Below are 17,944 nucleotides of genomic sequence, written 5' to 3' on the forward strand. Positions count from 1 at the left end.
CATAAATCTGCTTCTTTTGAGGCAGATTTTTTTTATTATATCAGGATTTTAATATAAAAAATATCTTGATTTCCAACATGAAGTTATTTTACGTAAATCTTTCATTGGCTTTGTAAATTTGGTTTCGATGTCCTGTTGAAGATTTATGAAAATTTATGTGATTGATCTGTCTGGTGATTTCTCAATTTTTTTTTTAGGGACCGGAAAACTATTTTCTATAGTTGTTTTATCCTAAAATGAAATTGTTTATAAAATTATATTATTAAATAAAGTCAGTTGACTATTTCATTTAGCATATAAATGTTTGTGCCGTTTTCCCCATTGCTCCATTTGCTGGATTATAGGTCTTAATTCATAGCCAATTTCTGTTAACTCATATTCTACTTTAGGAGGAACTTCAGCGTATACCTTTCTCTTTATAATATTATCTTGTTCCAATTTCCGCAGTTGCAGCGTTAGCATGCGTTCGGTAATATTTGGTATAGATTTTCTTAATTCGCTAAAACGCATTTTGCCTTGTAATAGCCAGGAACAAATTACAAGTGACCATTGGCCACCAATTATGTTTGCCGCGTATACTTCTGAACACTCATCTCCTAAGATTTTCTTATTTTCAAAATTTGTGCTTGTAACCTTAACTTTCGACATAACTTACATTTTTGATAGTACCTTACAATTGGTTGTGAATAAAGCCACTATGACTTTTATGTTATAGCTTCGCAGAACTATTCTGTATAATTTAAAGTTCAAAATTAAATCAAAAAAGGTAATTATGAAGAAAGGCTTAACAAATATTTTATTATTTATGGCAGTACTCAACATTTATTCTCAAAATGAAAATCTAAAATTAAAAAAGACAACAAACATGAAAAACACATCTATATTAGTTAATGCAAACGAGCATGTAAAAAAAGGAGAATACGAAGCGTACTTATCCTATCTCACTGAAGATACCAAATGGGTGTTTGTGGGGGAGAGAACTCTTTTAGGAAAAGAAGCAGTAAGGCAATATATCAAAGAATTCTACCTGGCACCACCAGTATTTGATATGGAAAAAGCGATAGAGGAGGGCGACTTTGTAACTGCAACAGGTAACATTTCCTTAAAAAATGTGAATGGAGAATATGATCATTACGTTTATTGTGACATTTGGCGATTTAATAATGGCAAAATAGCTGAATTAAAAGCATTTGTAATTGAGAAAAAGCCCTGATTTGAGTAAGCCACATGATAAGATGGAGCTTATACTGTGCAATAATTAAGCTTTATAATTTTATTAAAAAAAAATAGCGGTCTTTTATAACCGCTATTTTAAATATATTTTGACCTAATTATTTAGGAAGTTGGGCAAGAAATAACAATATATCATTACCGATTTCTTTATAATGAGTTTCAAGGGCAAAATGACCCGTTTTATAAAACTTTACAGCAGCATTTGGATTGTCATGTTTGTAGGCTTCTGCTCCTGCGGGAAGAAAATAAGGATCCTGACTGCCCCAAACAGCTAACATCATAGGCTTTTTATCTCTAAAATAAGCTTGAAATTTAGGATATAAAGCAACATTGGTTCTATAATCTTTTAGCAGGTCAAGCTGTATCTCGATGTTTCCCGGGCGATCCAGAAAATGCTGATCCAATGTGTAGGTTTCAGGTGCGATAAGAGCAGCATCTGAAGCACCTTCGTGATACTGAAACCACGTTGATTCTTTTGAAACAAAATCCTTAAGTGCATCTCTGTTAGCCTGCGATGGCTCTTTCCAGTATTTCTGAATAGGATTCCAGCCTGTACTCAGACCTTCTTCATAAGCATTCCCATTTTGTGATATAATGCCGGTTATTTTTTCCGGATTAGCAAGAGCAAGTCTGAATCCGGTTGGTGCGCCATAATCAAACACATACATGGCAAAACGTTTTAAACCAAGCTTATCAATAAATCCCTGCATAGTGTTGGCAAGATTATCAAAAGTATATTGAAAACTAAGATGGTCCGGTGCATCTGAATACCCAAAACCAGGCAGGTCCGGAGCTATTACATGATATTTTTTGCTTAAAATAGGAATAAGATTTCTAAACATATGAGATGATGTAGGGTAACCATGCAATAATAATAGAGTTGGAGCATCTTTAGATCCTGCCTCACGATAGAATATCTTTAGTCCGTTGACTTCCGTGTTATTGTAATGAGTGGTCTGAATTTCAGTGTTCTCTTTTGTAGTTAAAGAGTTTTTAACTTGTGCATTTGCAGCTGTTTGTTGTAGCATAATTAAAGTTAGAATTAGAGTTAAGGATTTAATTGTGTTTTTCATGTTTTCAATTGTTTAAGACAAAAATACACTCTATATTTGATACGTGAAAACGATTTATAATGATCTAATCGATCACTAAAAGTGATACTATGAATAGTAATGACCTGAAAATATTTGAAGCCGCAGCAACACTAGGAAGTTTTACAAAAGCTGCAGAAGCAACCTTTACGGTACAATCGAACGTAACGGCTCGCATAAAAAATCTCGAAGATGAATTTGGAGCTGAACTGTTTAGAAGAGTATCCAGAAAAGTGGTTCTAACTGAAGCAGGGGAAACACTTTTGCAATATGCTAAAAAAATAGGCCGATTATTGGATGATGCAAAAAGTGATATACAGAGTGCAGACAAAATAGGAGGAACAATACGCATAGGGTGTATTGAGACCACTATGGCTTTTAAAGTACCGGAAATCATCAAAGGTTTTGCAGAACTCTATCCCAATGTAGAGCTTGAATTTTATTCTTCAATGTTGTCAGCACTGATAACCGATGTAATCAGTTATAAACTGGATGCTGCTTTTGTTGCAGCACCCATAAATATTCCTGGTTTACAGCAGCTTATTGTTCGTGATGAAGAACTTGTAATAATTGCAGGTGGTGATGTGGATAAGCTTTCGGTCGTATTGAAACAAGAACCTTTAAAAATAGTAGTTTTTGAGCAAGGTTGTTTTTTCCGGGCGCGGCTTGAAACCTGGCTCGGTTCAAAAGGAATCCTCCGTTATAAAAGTACCGTAATCAATTCGATAGAAGGCATTATTAATTTTGTAGAGGCAGGTCTTGGCATTAGTATACTTCCTGCAGAAGTCGTAAATCAGTATTACAGCAACAGGAATATAAAAACTTTTCCCATAACTAAAGAACTTGCCACGATGACCACAGTGTTAATTTATAGAAATGATGAAGCACCTTCAAAAGCCTTAAATGTATTTTTAGATCAGTATCGAAATTAAAGTCACCTTGAGTGAAACTGAATTTGTGCAATGCTGAATAAGAATCAGATGATTAAACCTGGGATAATATTTAATGGATTTGCCATTAATCCTGTTTTAAAAGTGAAAACAAGTCAAAGTTATTGGTTATAAAAAATGGCGACAATTGCTTTAATTGGCGCCATATAAATGTGTAAGACCAGGTTGCTTCATCTGGAATTTGTATTTCTGATGATCCGGCAGCCTTTACCTGTTATTATCACCAATTATCTGTTCTAAATGGGGCTGTTGGTAATCCACTTGTGTTATAAAGCATGATTTCTCCCGGTGCATCAGCCCACAAATAACGGACTGCTATAGGATTTGAAACTTCAGAACTGGTCAATTTTATCGTCTTTAAATCGGCTTGCAAAAAAGCAGTTGCCGGATAGAATTTTTTATCGCTTCCGGCAATCAAAAAACCATTTATGTTTGATTTTGCAGATTCGGTAGCGAAAGTTCCTTCTTTAAAAGTTACTGTAATCGAATTTCCGTCAGCTTTATAACTGTCAAATACAGGTGCAGAGGCTGGAACTTCTTTTTCTCCATAAGCAATATTTTGGGCAATTAAAGCCATTCTTTTTCCAACAACTTGTTTGTGAATAGGATGTATATTGTCGTTTTCACCAACATCAATTAGGACAGCCATTCCTGTGTTTTTCAAATTCAGTGCTTTTGCTTGTGACTCACGAAGCGTAATCCAGCGGTCATTTTGATTATCATAATTTGGCAATTGTGCAAAAATAAACGGAACGTCCGATTTCCAGTTTTTTCTCCAATCAGTAATCATTTCCTGAAAGAGGGTTGCGTATTCTTTTGCGTTTTTAGAATTGGCTTCGGCTTGGTACCAAATAATTCCTTTGATTTTTATTCCGAAGAAAGGCGCGACCATTCCGTTGTAAAGCGATGTGGCATATTTCGTTGGGTGTTGTCTCTCAGGAACTTCCTCGATATCTTTTGTTCCCACTTCATAACGCCATTGTCCCGCCAGTGAAAGTTTTTGCGAAGCTGTTTTTAAATTTAAAGAAGAAGCATCTCCACGAAAACCTCCAATGTCTCCTGTGTTTTTTACACGAATTGTGATGATATTTTTTCCAGCCGCCAAAACAGTTTTTGGAATCTTGTAAAAGCGGTCTAAGTCTTTTTGGGTGCTTTCGCCAACTTTAATTCCATTGATATAAGTAATGTCTTCATTATCAACACGTCCGATGCTTAAAATGATATCGTCTGAAGCGAGATCTTTTGCCGTCAAATCAAAACTTCTGGTTACCCAAATTACACCATCATTAGGCGTTATTTTAGCTTTGCTCCAATATACAGGAAGATCAATTGGTTTCCAGGAGGAAGTGTTATATGTTTTTTCGTGCCATTTTTCTTGTGTTCCAACATCAAGGCGATCCGCTTTTTCTTCCCAGGCTTTAAATTGCTTTTTGTAAGTTTCTACCGTATCAGCAAAATTCATTGTTTTCATTTTGTCAATGACTTTCCTTGCTGAAGCATGTTTTCCCATCAAATCTTCGCTCATCCAGGCTTCAATATTGGTACCTCCCCAAGAAGAGTTTATTAAACCTATTGCTACATTGTATTTTTGGAACAATTCTCTTCCAAAGAAATAAGCTACTGCCGAAAAGCCTTCACCGCTTTTTGGCGAGCATGTTTCCCATTGGCCTTTTTCAATATCATTTTGTGGTGTTCCGGCCATTGTTCTTGAAACCTGAAGCAATTTTATTTTTTCGTAGTTCGCTTTTGATAATTCTTCTTTTCCGTTTAAAGCATCTTCCAGTTTCCAGCCCATATTAGATTGACCGGAACAAAACCAAACGTCTCCTATATAGATGTCTTTAAAAATAACCGTGTTATCTTCTGAAATCTTCATTTCAAAAGGGCCTCCGGCTTTTTCTGCCGGGAAATCAACAGACCATTCACCTTTTTGATTGGCTTTTGTCTCCAGATTTTTATTGTTAAAACTCACCTTGACTGTTTTTCCGCTATCAGCCCAACCATAAACTGTGATTGTAGCTTCGCGCTGCAAGACCATGTGGTCTGAGAAAAACTTTGGTAGTGAAACTTTTGCAAAAGCTCCTGTGAAAATCGCTAAAAAGAGTAGTGAAAATATACGTTTCATAAAGAATAGGGATAAATAAGTGCGGTAAATGTATATAATAAAAATTGGTTAACCAAAAATTAAATTACGATTTTTTTAATTTTAACTAATAATATTTGTGTTGTATGTAATTATGTAGTGAAATTATTGATGAATATTTAGAGATGGTAAAAGGTTGAATTTTTAAGTGTGAGGTGTAGCAAACAAAACAGGAGCCTTATCTGTTGATAGACTCCTGTTTATTGGTACGTTACACATCCATTGTGCAAAGTTGCATCGCTTGTGGGAAGTGGAAAATGGTTTTACCGTCTGAATGCAGTATAATTGTACCTTTATAAAACAAAAATACATATAAATATTAGTTTTAGTATGAAAAGTCTGTTAATAATTATGGAAAAAACGATTTATTTTACACTATTTTCTATTATTTATTGGCGAAAACGTTTTAGTTTAAATGTTAAAAGCTAACATATTTCAAATTATATAGTTTGTATTTAACCTTTGTATTGATTTATAATTAGTATAACTGTATTTAAATTTTATTATATGTAAAAAATGAGTTAATATTTGCTAATATAAAAAAATGCGTATATTTGGTCAACCAATTTATAATTACAATGCAGGAATTTAGTTTAAATAGTTTTAAATCTCCAGAAGAAGAACAAATCATTCAAAAGTTGAAGGAATTAATTACTTCAAAAAAGTTGAAACCTGGTGACCGATTGCCTTCAGAGCGAAAATTATCTGAAGAATTTGGTGTAAGCAGAGGTAACGTGAGAGAAGTAATTCAGAAATTAGAATTTTATGGATTACTTAAAACATTGCCACAAAGTGGAACTTTTGTTGCCAATCTTGGAGTTCCGGCATTAAGCGGAATGATTACAGATATTTTGCAATTAAAAAAACCTGATTTTAAGTCATTGGTTGAAAGCAGGATTATGTTGGAAATGCAAGTTGTGGCTTTAGCTTCTGAGAGGAGAACTGAAGCGCAACTAAAAAATATTGAAGAGGCATTAATTGCTTATAAAAATAAAGTTGAGCAAAATGAAAGTGCTGTTGAAGAAGATTTGATGTTTCACTTGAAAATTTCTGAAGCCAGTGGAAATCCAGTGCTGAATACCTTGATGTTAATCATTACTCCTGAAATTATTACAAATTTTGAAAAATACCATGTTTGTAAAAATTCGATGAATGGAGAAAATATTATAGAACACCAACAAATTTATGAAGCTATAAGAGAAAAAAATCCTGAAAAAGCCAAACGTGAATTGCAATTTCATTTTAAGACGTTATATGAGTATTGCAATAAAACAGAAACTTTAATGAATATCAACGAAAGTATTTTTTAAAATTTCTTCCAAAAATAATAGACGGTTATGACCATTGTGTGAAGTTGCATCGCTTGGGGAAGTGGATTTTACTACGCATTTAAGTCAAGATTAAACATCTGATTTTCAGATCTTATTTATGAAAAAGCATTATCGGCCATAAACCGGTCAGGATGCTCTATATCTTAATGTTACTGATTGTAAGCTTATATCTTTATGAAATTAAAAAACTTTATTTTACTCTCGGCTTTGATGCTGACCTCTTTTGTTTTTGCGCAAGAGAAATATACTTTAACGGGAACAGTCATTGCAGATTTTGATAAATTATCATTGCCTGGCGCAAATGTCACTGTTCTGGGTTCAAAAACTACAATAATTACAGATACCGAAGGTAAATTTTCTATTCCTGTAAACGAAAACAGCTCAATTCAAGTTTCTTTTGTCGGAATGAAAACAAGAGTTGTATTAGTTAACGGCCAACAAAATATTACAATTTCTCTTGTTGAAGACAGCAAAAATCTTGACGAAGTTGTGGTTGTTGGATACGGAACCCAGAAAAAATCTTCAATAACAGGATCTGTTTCTAAATTAGAAAATACAAATCTTGACGAAATTCCGGTTTCTCGTGTGGATAAAGCTTTGCAAGGAAGAATTGCGGGTTTACAAATACAGAATACAACTTCGGAAGTTGGTGAAGCGCCACAAATCAGGATTCGCGGAATGGGCTCGATTTCTGCGAGTAGCGATCCATTGGTTGTGGTTGATGGTTTCCCGATTTCAAATGGTTTGGAGTTCATAAATCCAAGCACAATCGAATCTATCGAGGTCTTAAAAGATGCAAGTTCAACGGCAATTTATGGTTCTCGTGGAGCAAATGGTGTTATTCTGGTGACTACTAAATCAGGTTCTGAAACAAAGACTTTATATCAATTTAAATCATTCTTTGGTGTTAAATCGGTTTACGAAAAAATTGATATGTATGATACTTATGAGTACACGGATATGTTGCGAAGAGAACGCCAACTGCACGAAAATTACACGGCAGGTTTAAGTGGAGCGGCTCCAGCTACAATAGGTTATACTTCTCGTGAAAAAGGGATGCGTCAAGTAGCGAATTATTCTGGTGGCGGTACTGATTGGCAAGATGAAGGAATCAGAAATTTTGCAACCATAAAAAACTATGAAATGAATGTTTCTGGTGGTGGAAAAAATGCAACATATTATATTTCAGGCCAATATATTGAAGATGAAGGTTTGATGAAAGATAATTTCCTGAAGCGTGTGAATTTTCAAACCCGCGTAAAAGCAAAATTAAGCGACAAACTTACACTTGACGTGAATGTAAGACCTTCTTATAGTTTTAAAAGAAGATCTACAATTTCTTATTCAGATTTGACCCGTTCTTTAAGTTTTATGCCTTCAAGACACAACGAGTATACTGCTGCCTTGACAGGTTATCCTGTTGGCGAGTACGCACAAGGAAGACATTTTAATAACGTAAATTTTAATTACGTAGATGAAAATGGCGTACAGCAAAACTTCACAACTTCACTTTGGGGAACGAATAACAATAGCCCGATTTCAAGAATGGAAAACGAAGAAAGGTACATTCACGATTATAGAATGCTGACCAATTTTGCATTAGAATATAAAATCAATAAACGTCTTACTTTTAAGACTTCTGGCGGCGTTAATCTGGATTATTCAAATTATGAGCGTTTCAGAAACTCGCAAGCAGATCAAACCGGCCAAGCGATTGGTGAAGATGACAGTAATTTAAAAGCAGATCTTCTTACTGAAAATACTTTAAATTATAAATGGAAAGGTAAAAATCACAGCATTGACGCCTTGGGAGGAATTACATACCAAAAAACAAATATTAAAGGAACCGGAATTTATGGAACGCAGTTTCCTTCAGATTATATTGGAACTTTAAACGGAGCCAACGTAATCGATGCGAATGAAACATTCACAAGAAAAGAACAAATTGGTTTACTTTCTTTTCTGGCAAGAGTAAATTATGCTTATAAAGATAAATATTTGCTTTCGATTGCAGCACGTGCTGACGGTTCATCCTTGTTCGGACCAGATAATAAATACGGAATGTTCCCTTCTGCCTCTGTGGGATGGAATGTGGGCGAAGAAAATTTCTGGAAAGAAAACATCCAATGGATCAACAGGTTTAAATTGAGAACAAGTTTCGGAATTACCGGAAACAATGATATTACCAATTATTCTTTCACGAATTTATTATATTCTTCCAATTATTCTTTAGGTCAGGGTGCCGGAAGCGTGACTTCAGGACTTGGTGAAACTGGTGATGTTCTTGGGAATCCGGAAATCGGTTGGGAGCAAACCTTAGAGTATGATTCAGGTGCTGACTTGAGTTTCTTTGGAAATAAATTAAACGCGACTGTTGACTATTATTATTCGATTACAGATAAATTGTTATTGCAACAAAACGTTTCTTACATCACAGGACACAACCAATTTTTCAACAACATCGGAAAAATCCAAAATAAAGGTTTTGAGGTAGAAATTTCAGGAAATGTTCGTGCCAAAAACTTCACCTGGAAACCAGCATTTAATATTTCTTTCAATCAAAACAAGCTAATTTCTCTTGGGGGTGAAGCGCAATTCATTAGTCAGGGTGAAAGAAACGAAGAATATATTGCCAAAGTTGGCGAGGAAGCAGTTCAATTTTATGGTTATAAAATGATTGGAGTTTGGCAGACTGCTGATGAATTGGCAAACAATCCACACTCTGCTGATGATGCTGTTGGAGGTATTAGAGTAGCTGATATCAACGGTGACGGAGTTATCAATGCTTCAGACAGAACCACTTTAGGCAGCCCATTCCCGGATTTTACCTGGGGGTTCTATAATGCTATCACTTTCAACCGTTTTGATATGAATTTCCTAATTCAGGGTTCTGTTGGCGGCGAAGTTTTCTTTGGAGACGGTTACTATAATGAGATGCGTTATTTATACAAAGATTTTGTCCAGGACAGATGGTTCAGCGAAGGTGTTCCGGCTTCAAAACCTCGTGAAAATAATGGTAGAGCCTGGCAAAACACTTCTTATTTAGTTCAGGATGCAACCTATATGTCTTTAAGAAATGTGACTTTAGGTTTCTCTGCACCCGAAACTTTTACAAGTAAATTAGGAATTACAAAAGCAAGATTTTATTTGTCTGGCGAAAATTTGCTTTTTGTAAAATCATCAGGATTCTTCGGATTAAATCCAGAAGGAATTACAAATTCAGGAGTTTACAGCTCGCCATTGATTTCAGGTTATCAAAGAGGTGCTTTCCCTGTTCAACGAACAATTTCTTTCGGAATTGACATTAATTTCTAAAAAATATAAAAGGTTATGAAAAAATATAATTGGTCTTTCAAAAACTTAAAAGTTTTAATATTAAGTACGGCTTTTCTTTTTGTAAGCTGTGATGAGACACTTGATTTGCAACCCGTTTCAGAAATTAGTGTAGGGGAATTTTATACTACTGCGGCAGAAGTAAATCTGGCAGTAATCTCGATTTACAACAGTCTTTATGGAATGCAGAATAGAGAATGGCTGCTGACAGAAATTCGTTCTGATAATACCTATATGAATCCAAATTCGACTGAAACTAAAGATTTGGCTGTCAGAGAAGTGGATCGTTTTGTGCAAAGTTCACAAAATGTTTATCTCCAGGAATATTGGAAAGCGTGTTACAAAACTATCAATCTTTCAAATGTTGTTTTGCAAAATTTAAACGTAGTTGCTGATCAGGCACAAAGAAATCAATATGAAGGAGAAGCACGTTTTTTAAGAGCGCACGCTTACTTTAATTTGGTGCGTCTTTGGGGTGGAGTTTTCATCGTTGAAACTCCTGTTTCAGGAAAGGATGCCAAAACAATGGACAGAAGTTCGCAAAGCGAGGTATATGAATTTATTGCAAACGACCTGCGTTTAGCATCAGAAATGTTGCCTCCAACGCAAAATGGATCAAACCTTGGAAGAGTGGCGTCTGACGCGGCAAAAACATTACTTGGAAAAGTATTGCTTACTTCAGGCGGCAACGCAAATTTAAGTGAAGCAATAACTGTTCTTACAGAAGTTGTTAGTGGTAATTTTAGTTTGCAACCCACATACGGAGCGGTTTTCAATATTGGAAATGAATACAATAACGAAATTATGTTTGCAGTTCGTTACCAATCAGGAAGTGTTGGTTTAGGTTCGCCTCACCCCAACTTTTTCGCGCCTTTGCAAAGCGATAATTATGTAGTTTTTGGTAACGGCGATGGTTTGAATGTGCCAACAGATAATATGTCGCAGGCTTACACGGCCGGCGATCCGCGAAAAGCAGCTTCTATGGCTAACACCTGGTTAGGTTTCAATGGAGCAATTAAGGCAGATAAGCATATTACAAAATACAATTCGACATTTAACGCAGTTGATGATGGCGGAAACGACTGGATTATCCTTCGTTATGCTGATGCTTTGCTTTTGTTGTCAGAAGCAATTAATGAGCAAAGTGGCCCAAATTCAGAAGCTTTGAGTTACCTGAATAAGGTTAGAACGCGTTCACTTGGAGCGAGTGCTGGTTTAAAATTGGCAGATGTTTCGACTTATTTCAATTTCAAAATTGCTTTGGAAAATGAAAGAAGAGTAGAGTTTGCTTTTGAAAATCATCGTTGGTTTGATTTGGTCAGAACCGGCAGAGCAGAAGTAGTTATGACACAGCATTTTGCTACTGAATTTCAATATAATGATCCGGCGCATCCTTCTTTAAATACAGGTCCGTTACAACATTACCAAATTTTATTGCCGATTCCGCAATATGAAATCGACCTGAATCCAAAGATCGCACAAAACACAGGATATTAATTTTAAGTATATGAAAAGTTTAAAATATTCGCTAACAGCTTACTTGTGTTTGCTTTTTTTAGCCAATGCCAATGCCTCAGAAATAAAAGTTTCAAATACAGAGGAATTGACAGAAGCTATTGCAAAAGTAAAACCGGGAGACAGAATTGTAATGTCAAATGGAATCTGGAAAGACACGGTAATTGATTTTAATGCAAAAGGAGTTTTAAAAGATTCTATTTTTCTGGAAGCAGAAACAGCAGGAAAAGTAATTCTTTCGGGCAAGTCTTCACTGAAATTATCAGGTGATTATTTGGTTGCAAAAGGGCTTTGGTTCAAAGATGGTTACAGCACATTTGTAATCTCTTTTATGAACAAAAGCAAAGTGGCCAATAATTCAAGAGTGACCAATTGTGCCATCACAGATTTTAATCCTGAAACAAAATCAGAATCAAACCATTGGGTAGAATTATGGGGAAAAAACAATCGTTTTGATAACAATTATATCGCAGGAAAAACAAACGACGGATGTACTTTGGTCGTTTGGTTAAAAGGCGAAGAAAATCATCAGAATAACCACAGAATTGACCACAATTATTTTGGAGAACGTTCTCCTTTAGGTTCAAATGGTGGTGAAACGATCCGCATTGGAACAAGCCATAATTCAATGTTTCAATCCAATACAATCGTGGAATGGAACAAGTTTGAAAAATGCAATGGCGAAGTAGAAATCATTTCGAACAAATCGTGCAATAACATTTTCAGAAACAATTTATTCTTAGAATCTCAAGGTTCTATGGTTTTTCGTCATGGAAATAACTGCCTGGTTGAAAATAATGTTTTCCTTGGAAATAATCAGCCATACACTGGTGGAGTTCGAATTATAAATGAAGGTCATACGGTAAAAAACAATTATTTCTACGGGTTAACAGGCCAACATTTTAGAGGTTCGCTGGTGGTGATGAACGGTGTTCCAAAAAGTCCGTTAAATCGTTACAATCAGGTGAAAAATGCCAAAGTAATAAATAATGTGTTTTATAATTCCAGTTCATTTCAATTAGGCGCCGGAAAAGATGAAGAACGATCGTTAGCACCTGTTAATTCTGCGATTTACGATAATATTATTTATAATGAAAGCGATACAGAAGCGATCGTTTTCTTTGATGAGATGAAAGGAATTGTATTCAAAAACAATATAATTGACAGTAAAAATTCAAAGAAAATAGAAGGCTTCACGGCAAAGAAATTATCGTGGAGAAAAGAAGGGGAAATTTTTATACCAAATGAAAAAAATGGTATTGATTTTTCTGTTTTTCCCAAGGTAATTGCAAATAAAACCGGTACTTCCTGGAATCCAAAGGCATCAAAAGCTGCCATTCAAGAGCAAACTATTAATGTAGAACCCGGAATTGGAACTCTTGAAAAAGCAGTAAAAAAAGCAAAAGGAAAAACAAAATTGATTTTGGCATCTGGAGATTATCTTTTGGATCGTTCGGTTGTAATTTCGGATAACATTTCGATCATTGGTGAAGGTGCCGAGAAGACAATTATCAGCTTCAATCCAGCTGCTGAAAAAAACTCAAATTATTTGTTTAGAGTGGAATCCGGCGCAAGATTATCTTTTGAAAATGTAAGCCTTACGGCAAAAAATACGGCAGCGGTAAAATACGCAATTGTTTCTCCAAAGGAAGATACTCCAGGTTCTTACAGCATTTTTGTGAACAAATCAATTATCTCGGATTTCACAAATGCAGAAGGTGGTTCTGTGATTAAAGTTTCAAAGGGAACCTTCGCAGATACTATTAAAATAAGCAATTCGATCTTGAGAAATAATTTCCGTGGCATCAACCTTTCTTCTGAAAAAGACGACACAGGAAAATACAATTCAGAGAATGTAATCCTGGAAAACACAGTTTTTGTCGATTTCAACCAATGGGTTTTGAATTATTACAGGGGTGGAAATGATGAATCGACTGTGGGCGGAAATTTAGTTGTAGACCATTGCATTTTTACCAGAACAGGAACTACAGAAAAAGATATGGTTTTTCAAAACAAAGGAATCGTGAACGTAAAAATTACCAACAGCGTTTTCTTTGATAATCCAAAAGTGGCTAACCCAATTCGCCTGAACGGAAAAAACAACTCCATTAAAAATTCAGTAATCTACAATTCAGGAGAAATGAAATTATCCGGAAAAGCCGTTTCAGAAAATATCATCGATAAAAATCCTTCGTATCAAGAGATTAAGAATTTTATATTAAAGGATAAATCGCCTTTAAAAGCAGCGGGTACAGATAAAAAAGACATAGGAATTTTAGTTGTTAAATAATTTTAAAAAAAACATATGAGAAGTACAATACTTAAAAATATTTACAAATCAATCTGCTTGGTTCTGGTAGTTGCAGTTTTTGCCTGCGATGCTAATATAGAAGTGGATAAGACTTTTGAAGAAATATTGGCAGCACAACCAACGGTAGTATCATTTACCCCAGCGTCTGCACCCATCCAAAGCTTGGTAACCATTACGGGAACAAACTTAAATTTCGTAACGCACGCTTATATTGGCGGCGTAGAAGCTGAAATTTATTCTCGTGAAAACCAGCATACTTTAATCATAAAAGTACCAGCCAGCGCAACAGGTGGTACTATCAGACTGACAACAGATTCTAATAAAGAAGCTTCATCGGCCGAAAGTCTGGTTATCCTTTATCCGGTTCCGGAAATTAAATCTGAGATTCCAATAATGTCTGCGGTAAACGAAGTGATTACGATTACGGGAAAAAATCTTCAAGTGGTAACAAGAGTGACTTTTGGAACCGTTGACGGAGTTATCGAGCACCAGGATGACCGGACTCTAATTGTGAAAACGCCAAACACAGGGCCTAGTCCATTGGTTTTAACTTATAGCTACAACACCGTTTCGGGCGAAGTTTCGGTTCCGTTAAAAGACAATTATATCGTGGATATTCCAACTCCGGAAGTTTCGGATTTTCCAAAAGCAATCTTGAAAAATACGCAAGTTGTTATTGGAGGAACGGATATGAATTTAGTTACGGCAATTAATTTTGGCGGAACTGCAATTACAACTTTTGACGTAACGCCAACAAGTGTTTCATTCGCACCGCCGGCAGATTTGCCAACAGGGTTTTATGTAATCAATTTGATTTATGGCGAAGCAATGGTAGTTTCAAGTCCGCAAGTGGCCTACATCAATAGAGATGTTGAGACGTATTTCAACTTTGAAACACAAGGGATGGAAGTAGTTACCGCGGGTCAGGCAGCACAAATTAAAGCGAACCAGCTCAACGGAACGGTAGAACAACCTCCGTTTCCAAGCAGTACAAGTTACCACCACTTAAAAATGCTGTCTCCAACAGATAATGGAAGCACTATCGCCTATATGAGATTCTCTTTTGCAACTAACACCACTTGGAAAACAGCATTTGACAAAGGTGCTTTTAACAACAATCCGGTATTGCATTTTTGGTTGAATACAAACAATACTACACCAACATTACGCTTGTATGCAACTGCTGCAGCAAGCAAAAAACTGGTTCGTTATAATACAAACGGAAAATGGGTTTTAGTAGCTGTTCGTTTGAGAGATATGTTTCCAACGGTTACAGCTTCTGATTTCGTAAGCGGAAACTATATGAGAATGAATTACCTGACAGATAATCAAGCGAATATTTCTTTAGAAGTAAACACAGATTGGTACATCATCACGGATGAAGTTTTGACAGGAGTTGGAGCAGTCGATTTGACAAACTCTTTTAATTAAAAAATACAAGAATGAAAATTAAAACCATAAAAGCAATAGGTCTTACAGCACTTTTTTTAGTGCTTACAAATACTGCTTTTTCCCAACAGTATGAGCCTCTTTTACTTTTGTCAAAAGCTGAAGCGAAGAATATCAGTCAGCATTTAGGTGACTATAAAATCTTAGAAAAATCTTTTTCAAAAGTAATAAAGGATGCTGATAAAGCATTGGAAAATAAAATTGAAGTCCCAATTCCTGTAGATAATGGTGGCGGTTACACGCACGAAAAACACAAAAAAAACTACAGGGAATTGTATTATGCCGGATTAGCTTTTCAGGTTACCGGCGGAAAGAAATATGCCAAATTCGTTGAAGAAATGCTTTTGGAATATGCCAGGATTTATCCGGATTTGCCCCTGCATCCAAAGAGAAAAGCAGAGCAGAATTCCGGAAAATTATTCTGGCAGGGACTAAACGATTGCGTTTGGCTGGTTCACGGAATCCAGGCGTATGATTTGGTTAAAGAAAGCATCGATGCAAAAAATCGTGAAATTATAGAGAGAGATGTTTTCAGAAGTATGGCTGCATTTTTAAGCGAAAGTACAGGCGGAAAGGATACCTTCAATAAAATCCACAATCACGGAACCTGGGCTGTAGCCGGAGTAGGAATGACAGGTTATGTTTTAGGAGATAAAGATATGGTGGAACGTGCATTGACTGGTTCTGCAAAAGACAAAAAAACAGGTTTTCTGAAACAAATTGATATGCTTTTTTCACCTGACGGATATTATTCTGAAGGACCATATTACCAACGATATGCATTGCAGCCGTTTATTGTTTTTGCAGAAGTGATCAATAGAAATCAACCGGAACTGAAGATTTTTGAATATAGAAATCAATTGCTTAAAAAAGCATTAAATACCGTTTTGCAATTGACAGATGCCAAGGGTTATTTCTTCCCGATAAATGATGCTTTGAAGGAGAAAAATTATATGACAGAAGAATTGGTTTTTGCCACCAATATTGTCTTTGAAAATTATAACGATGCTTCGGTTTTGCCGGTTATTCAACAGCAAAATGAAGTTTCAATTACAGGCGCGGGTTTAAAATCTGCGGCAGCTGTAAATGGAATGAAGAAGCTGGAATTCGTGAAAAACCCGTTGATTATTACAGACGGACCAGAAGGAAAATCTGGAGGTTTGGCACTTTTCAGAATGAATACGAAGAAAAAAGACGAACAGTTGACAGCCGTTTTCAAATTTGCTTCGCAGGGTATGGGGCATGGGCATTTTGATCGTTTGGGAATACTGCTGTTCAATAATGACAAAGAGATTCTGCAAGATTACGGTGCGGCCCGTTTCTTAAATGTAGAATCAAAAAGCGGTGGAAGATATTTGGATGAAAATAAGACATGGGCACAAACTTCAGTTGCACATAATACGGTAATTGTTGATAAAAAATCACATTTCGATGGAGATTGGAAAGAAGCTGAAAAACAAGTACCAAAAACAATTTTCTCTGATATTTCGTCTCCGGAAAAAATACAGATTGCAAGTGCTTTGGAAGTAAATGCTTATCCTGGCGTTGAAATGCAAAGAACAGTTGCTTTGATTGGAGCTGATACGCCGTTTATCGTCGATATCTTTTCTTTGAAATCAAAAGAAAACCATCAATACGACTTGAACTTTATGTTCAGCGGTCACGTTATGGAAACCGATTTTAAATACGAACCAGCCTTGACAACGCTTTCTCCATTAGGGAAAAATAACGGTTACCAGCATTTATGGAAGTTGGCAGAAGGCAAGGGAAATCAAGGTATTTCAAAATTTACCTGGTTAAATGACAGCCGTTTTTACACGATTTCAACTTTGACAGATGATACAAATAGTTTGGTTTTGACAAGACTTGGAGCAAATGACCCAAATTTCAACTTGAGAAATGAATCGGGTTACATGTTGAGAACAAAAGACAAGAAAAATTACACATTTGTCAGCATTATTGAGCCTCACGGAAGCTTTGACCCAAAACTAGAGTCGGTTCAGGACCCGCATTCAAAGGTAGAAAGTATTCAAATTTTGAAACAAGATGAAAGTTACACAGCAGTTTTGGTGACTTTCAAAAATAAGAAATCATACACGTTGGCATTTTCAAATAAAGAAGCAAAACCAGATTCAAAACATAAGCTTTCCATTAACGGAAAAAGTATGGAGTGGAAAGGAAATTACATATTAATTACAAATTAAGACAAAATGAATATTAGAACAGAAGCATTTTATGTAGAAAACGAAAATCCCTGGGAAACAGTTTCTCAAGGTGTAAAAAGACAAATTACAGGTTATGATGTGAGTATTATGATGGTTAAAGTAGCCTTTGAAACAGGAGGAATTGGTCCAGTTCACCAGCATTATCATTCTCAGACTTCTTATGTTGTTTCAGGAAAATTTGAAGTGACAATTAATAACGAAAAGAAAATTCTTCAAACCGGAGACGCTTTTTACATTGAGCCAAACATTCTTCACGGATCAATTTGTCTGGAAGCCGGAATGTTAATAGATGTTTTCAGTCCCATCAGAGAAGATTTTTTACCGTAATCCCCGTATGCTGTAAGATTAGAGTATCAAAATCCC

The 17,944-nt window shown here is 35.7% G+C and carries 12 protein-coding genes; 9 read left to right on the top strand and 3 right to left on the bottom strand.

Translation table 11 applies throughout. The features are described 5' to 3' along the window. Positions 1-285 precede the first annotated feature (285 nt). Positions 286-648 (bottom strand): helix-turn-helix domain-containing protein, encoded by a 363-nt coding sequence (locus B0M43_RS16680; protein WP_065449973.1) that lies wholly within the window; start codon positions 646-648, stop codon positions 286-288. A 124-nt stretch (positions 649-772) separates the two neighbouring features. Between B0M43_RS16680 and B0M43_RS16685 the strand changes: the two genes are divergently transcribed. Further along, on the top strand, positions 773-1,213 hold the full coding sequence (locus tag B0M43_RS16685) for a nuclear transport factor 2 family protein (protein WP_210418032.1): 441 nt from the start codon (positions 773-775) through the stop codon (positions 1,211-1,213). Between the two features lie 118 nt (positions 1,214-1,331). On the opposite strand, the gene B0M43_RS16690 is transcribed toward B0M43_RS16685, so the two are convergent. Then, entirely contained in the window at positions 1,332-2,306 is a 975-nt protein-coding gene (locus B0M43_RS16690) for an alpha/beta fold hydrolase (protein WP_078007228.1), read from the bottom strand. A gap of 89 nt (positions 2,307-2,395) precedes the next feature. Here B0M43_RS16690 and B0M43_RS16695 point away from each other — a divergent pair, with 89 nt between their 5' ends. Next, entirely contained in the window at positions 2,396-3,256 is an 861-nt protein-coding gene (locus tag B0M43_RS16695; protein WP_065449974.1) for a LysR family transcriptional regulator, read from the top strand. Between the two features lie 238 nt (positions 3,257-3,494). Here the strand turns inward: B0M43_RS16695 and B0M43_RS16700 are convergent, their stop codons facing one another. Further along, on the bottom strand, positions 3,495-5,399 hold the full coding sequence (locus B0M43_RS16700; protein WP_078007227.1) for a sialate O-acetylesterase: 1,905 nt from the start codon (positions 5,397-5,399) through the stop codon (positions 3,495-3,497). A gap of 596 nt (positions 5,400-5,995) precedes the next feature. Between B0M43_RS16700 and B0M43_RS16705 the strand changes: the two genes are divergently transcribed. The 7 genes from B0M43_RS16705 (at position 5,996) to B0M43_RS16735 (ending at position 17,908) form a co-directional block, all read left to right on the top strand. After that, complete coding sequence (locus B0M43_RS16705; RefSeq protein ID WP_065449978.1) at positions 5,996-6,727, top strand: FadR/GntR family transcriptional regulator; 732 nt, start codon at positions 5,996-5,998, stop codon at positions 6,725-6,727. 195 nt (positions 6,728-6,922) lie between these two features. After that, a complete protein-coding gene (locus B0M43_RS16710; RefSeq protein WP_078007226.1) occupies positions 6,923-10,063 on the top strand; it encodes a TonB-dependent receptor in 3,141 nt (1,046 codons plus the stop codon). A 15-nt stretch (positions 10,064-10,078) separates the two neighbouring features. After that, entirely contained in the window at positions 10,079-11,578 is a 1,500-nt protein-coding gene (locus B0M43_RS16715; RefSeq protein WP_078007225.1) for a RagB/SusD family nutrient uptake outer membrane protein, read from the top strand. 10 nt (positions 11,579-11,588) lie between these two features. Further along, entirely contained in the window at positions 11,589-13,886 is a 2,298-nt protein-coding gene (locus tag B0M43_RS16720; protein ID WP_078007224.1) for a polysaccharide lyase 6 family protein, read from the top strand. Positions 13,887-13,901: 15 nt separating this feature from the next. After that, positions 13,902-15,338, top strand: a complete 1,437-nt coding sequence (locus tag B0M43_RS16725; RefSeq protein WP_078007223.1) for an IPT/TIG domain-containing protein — start codon at positions 13,902-13,904, stop codon at positions 15,336-15,338. An 11-nt stretch (positions 15,339-15,349) separates the two neighbouring features. Beyond that, a complete protein-coding gene (locus B0M43_RS16730) occupies positions 15,350-17,560 on the top strand; it encodes an alginate lyase family protein (RefSeq protein ID WP_078007222.1) in 2,211 nt (736 codons plus the stop codon). Between the two features lie 6 nt (positions 17,561-17,566). Beyond that, positions 17,567-17,908: a cupin domain-containing protein gene (locus B0M43_RS16735; RefSeq protein WP_078007221.1), complete on the top strand. Its 342-nt coding sequence runs from the start codon at positions 17,567-17,569 to the stop codon at positions 17,906-17,908. The last annotated feature ends 36 nt before the right edge of the window (positions 17,909-17,944 follow it).

Origin of the sequence: Flavobacterium sp. KBS0721 (assembly GCF_002007065.3) — a bacterium.
Lineage (GTDB): Bacteria > Bacteroidota > Bacteroidia > Flavobacteriales > Flavobacteriaceae > Flavobacterium > Flavobacterium piscis.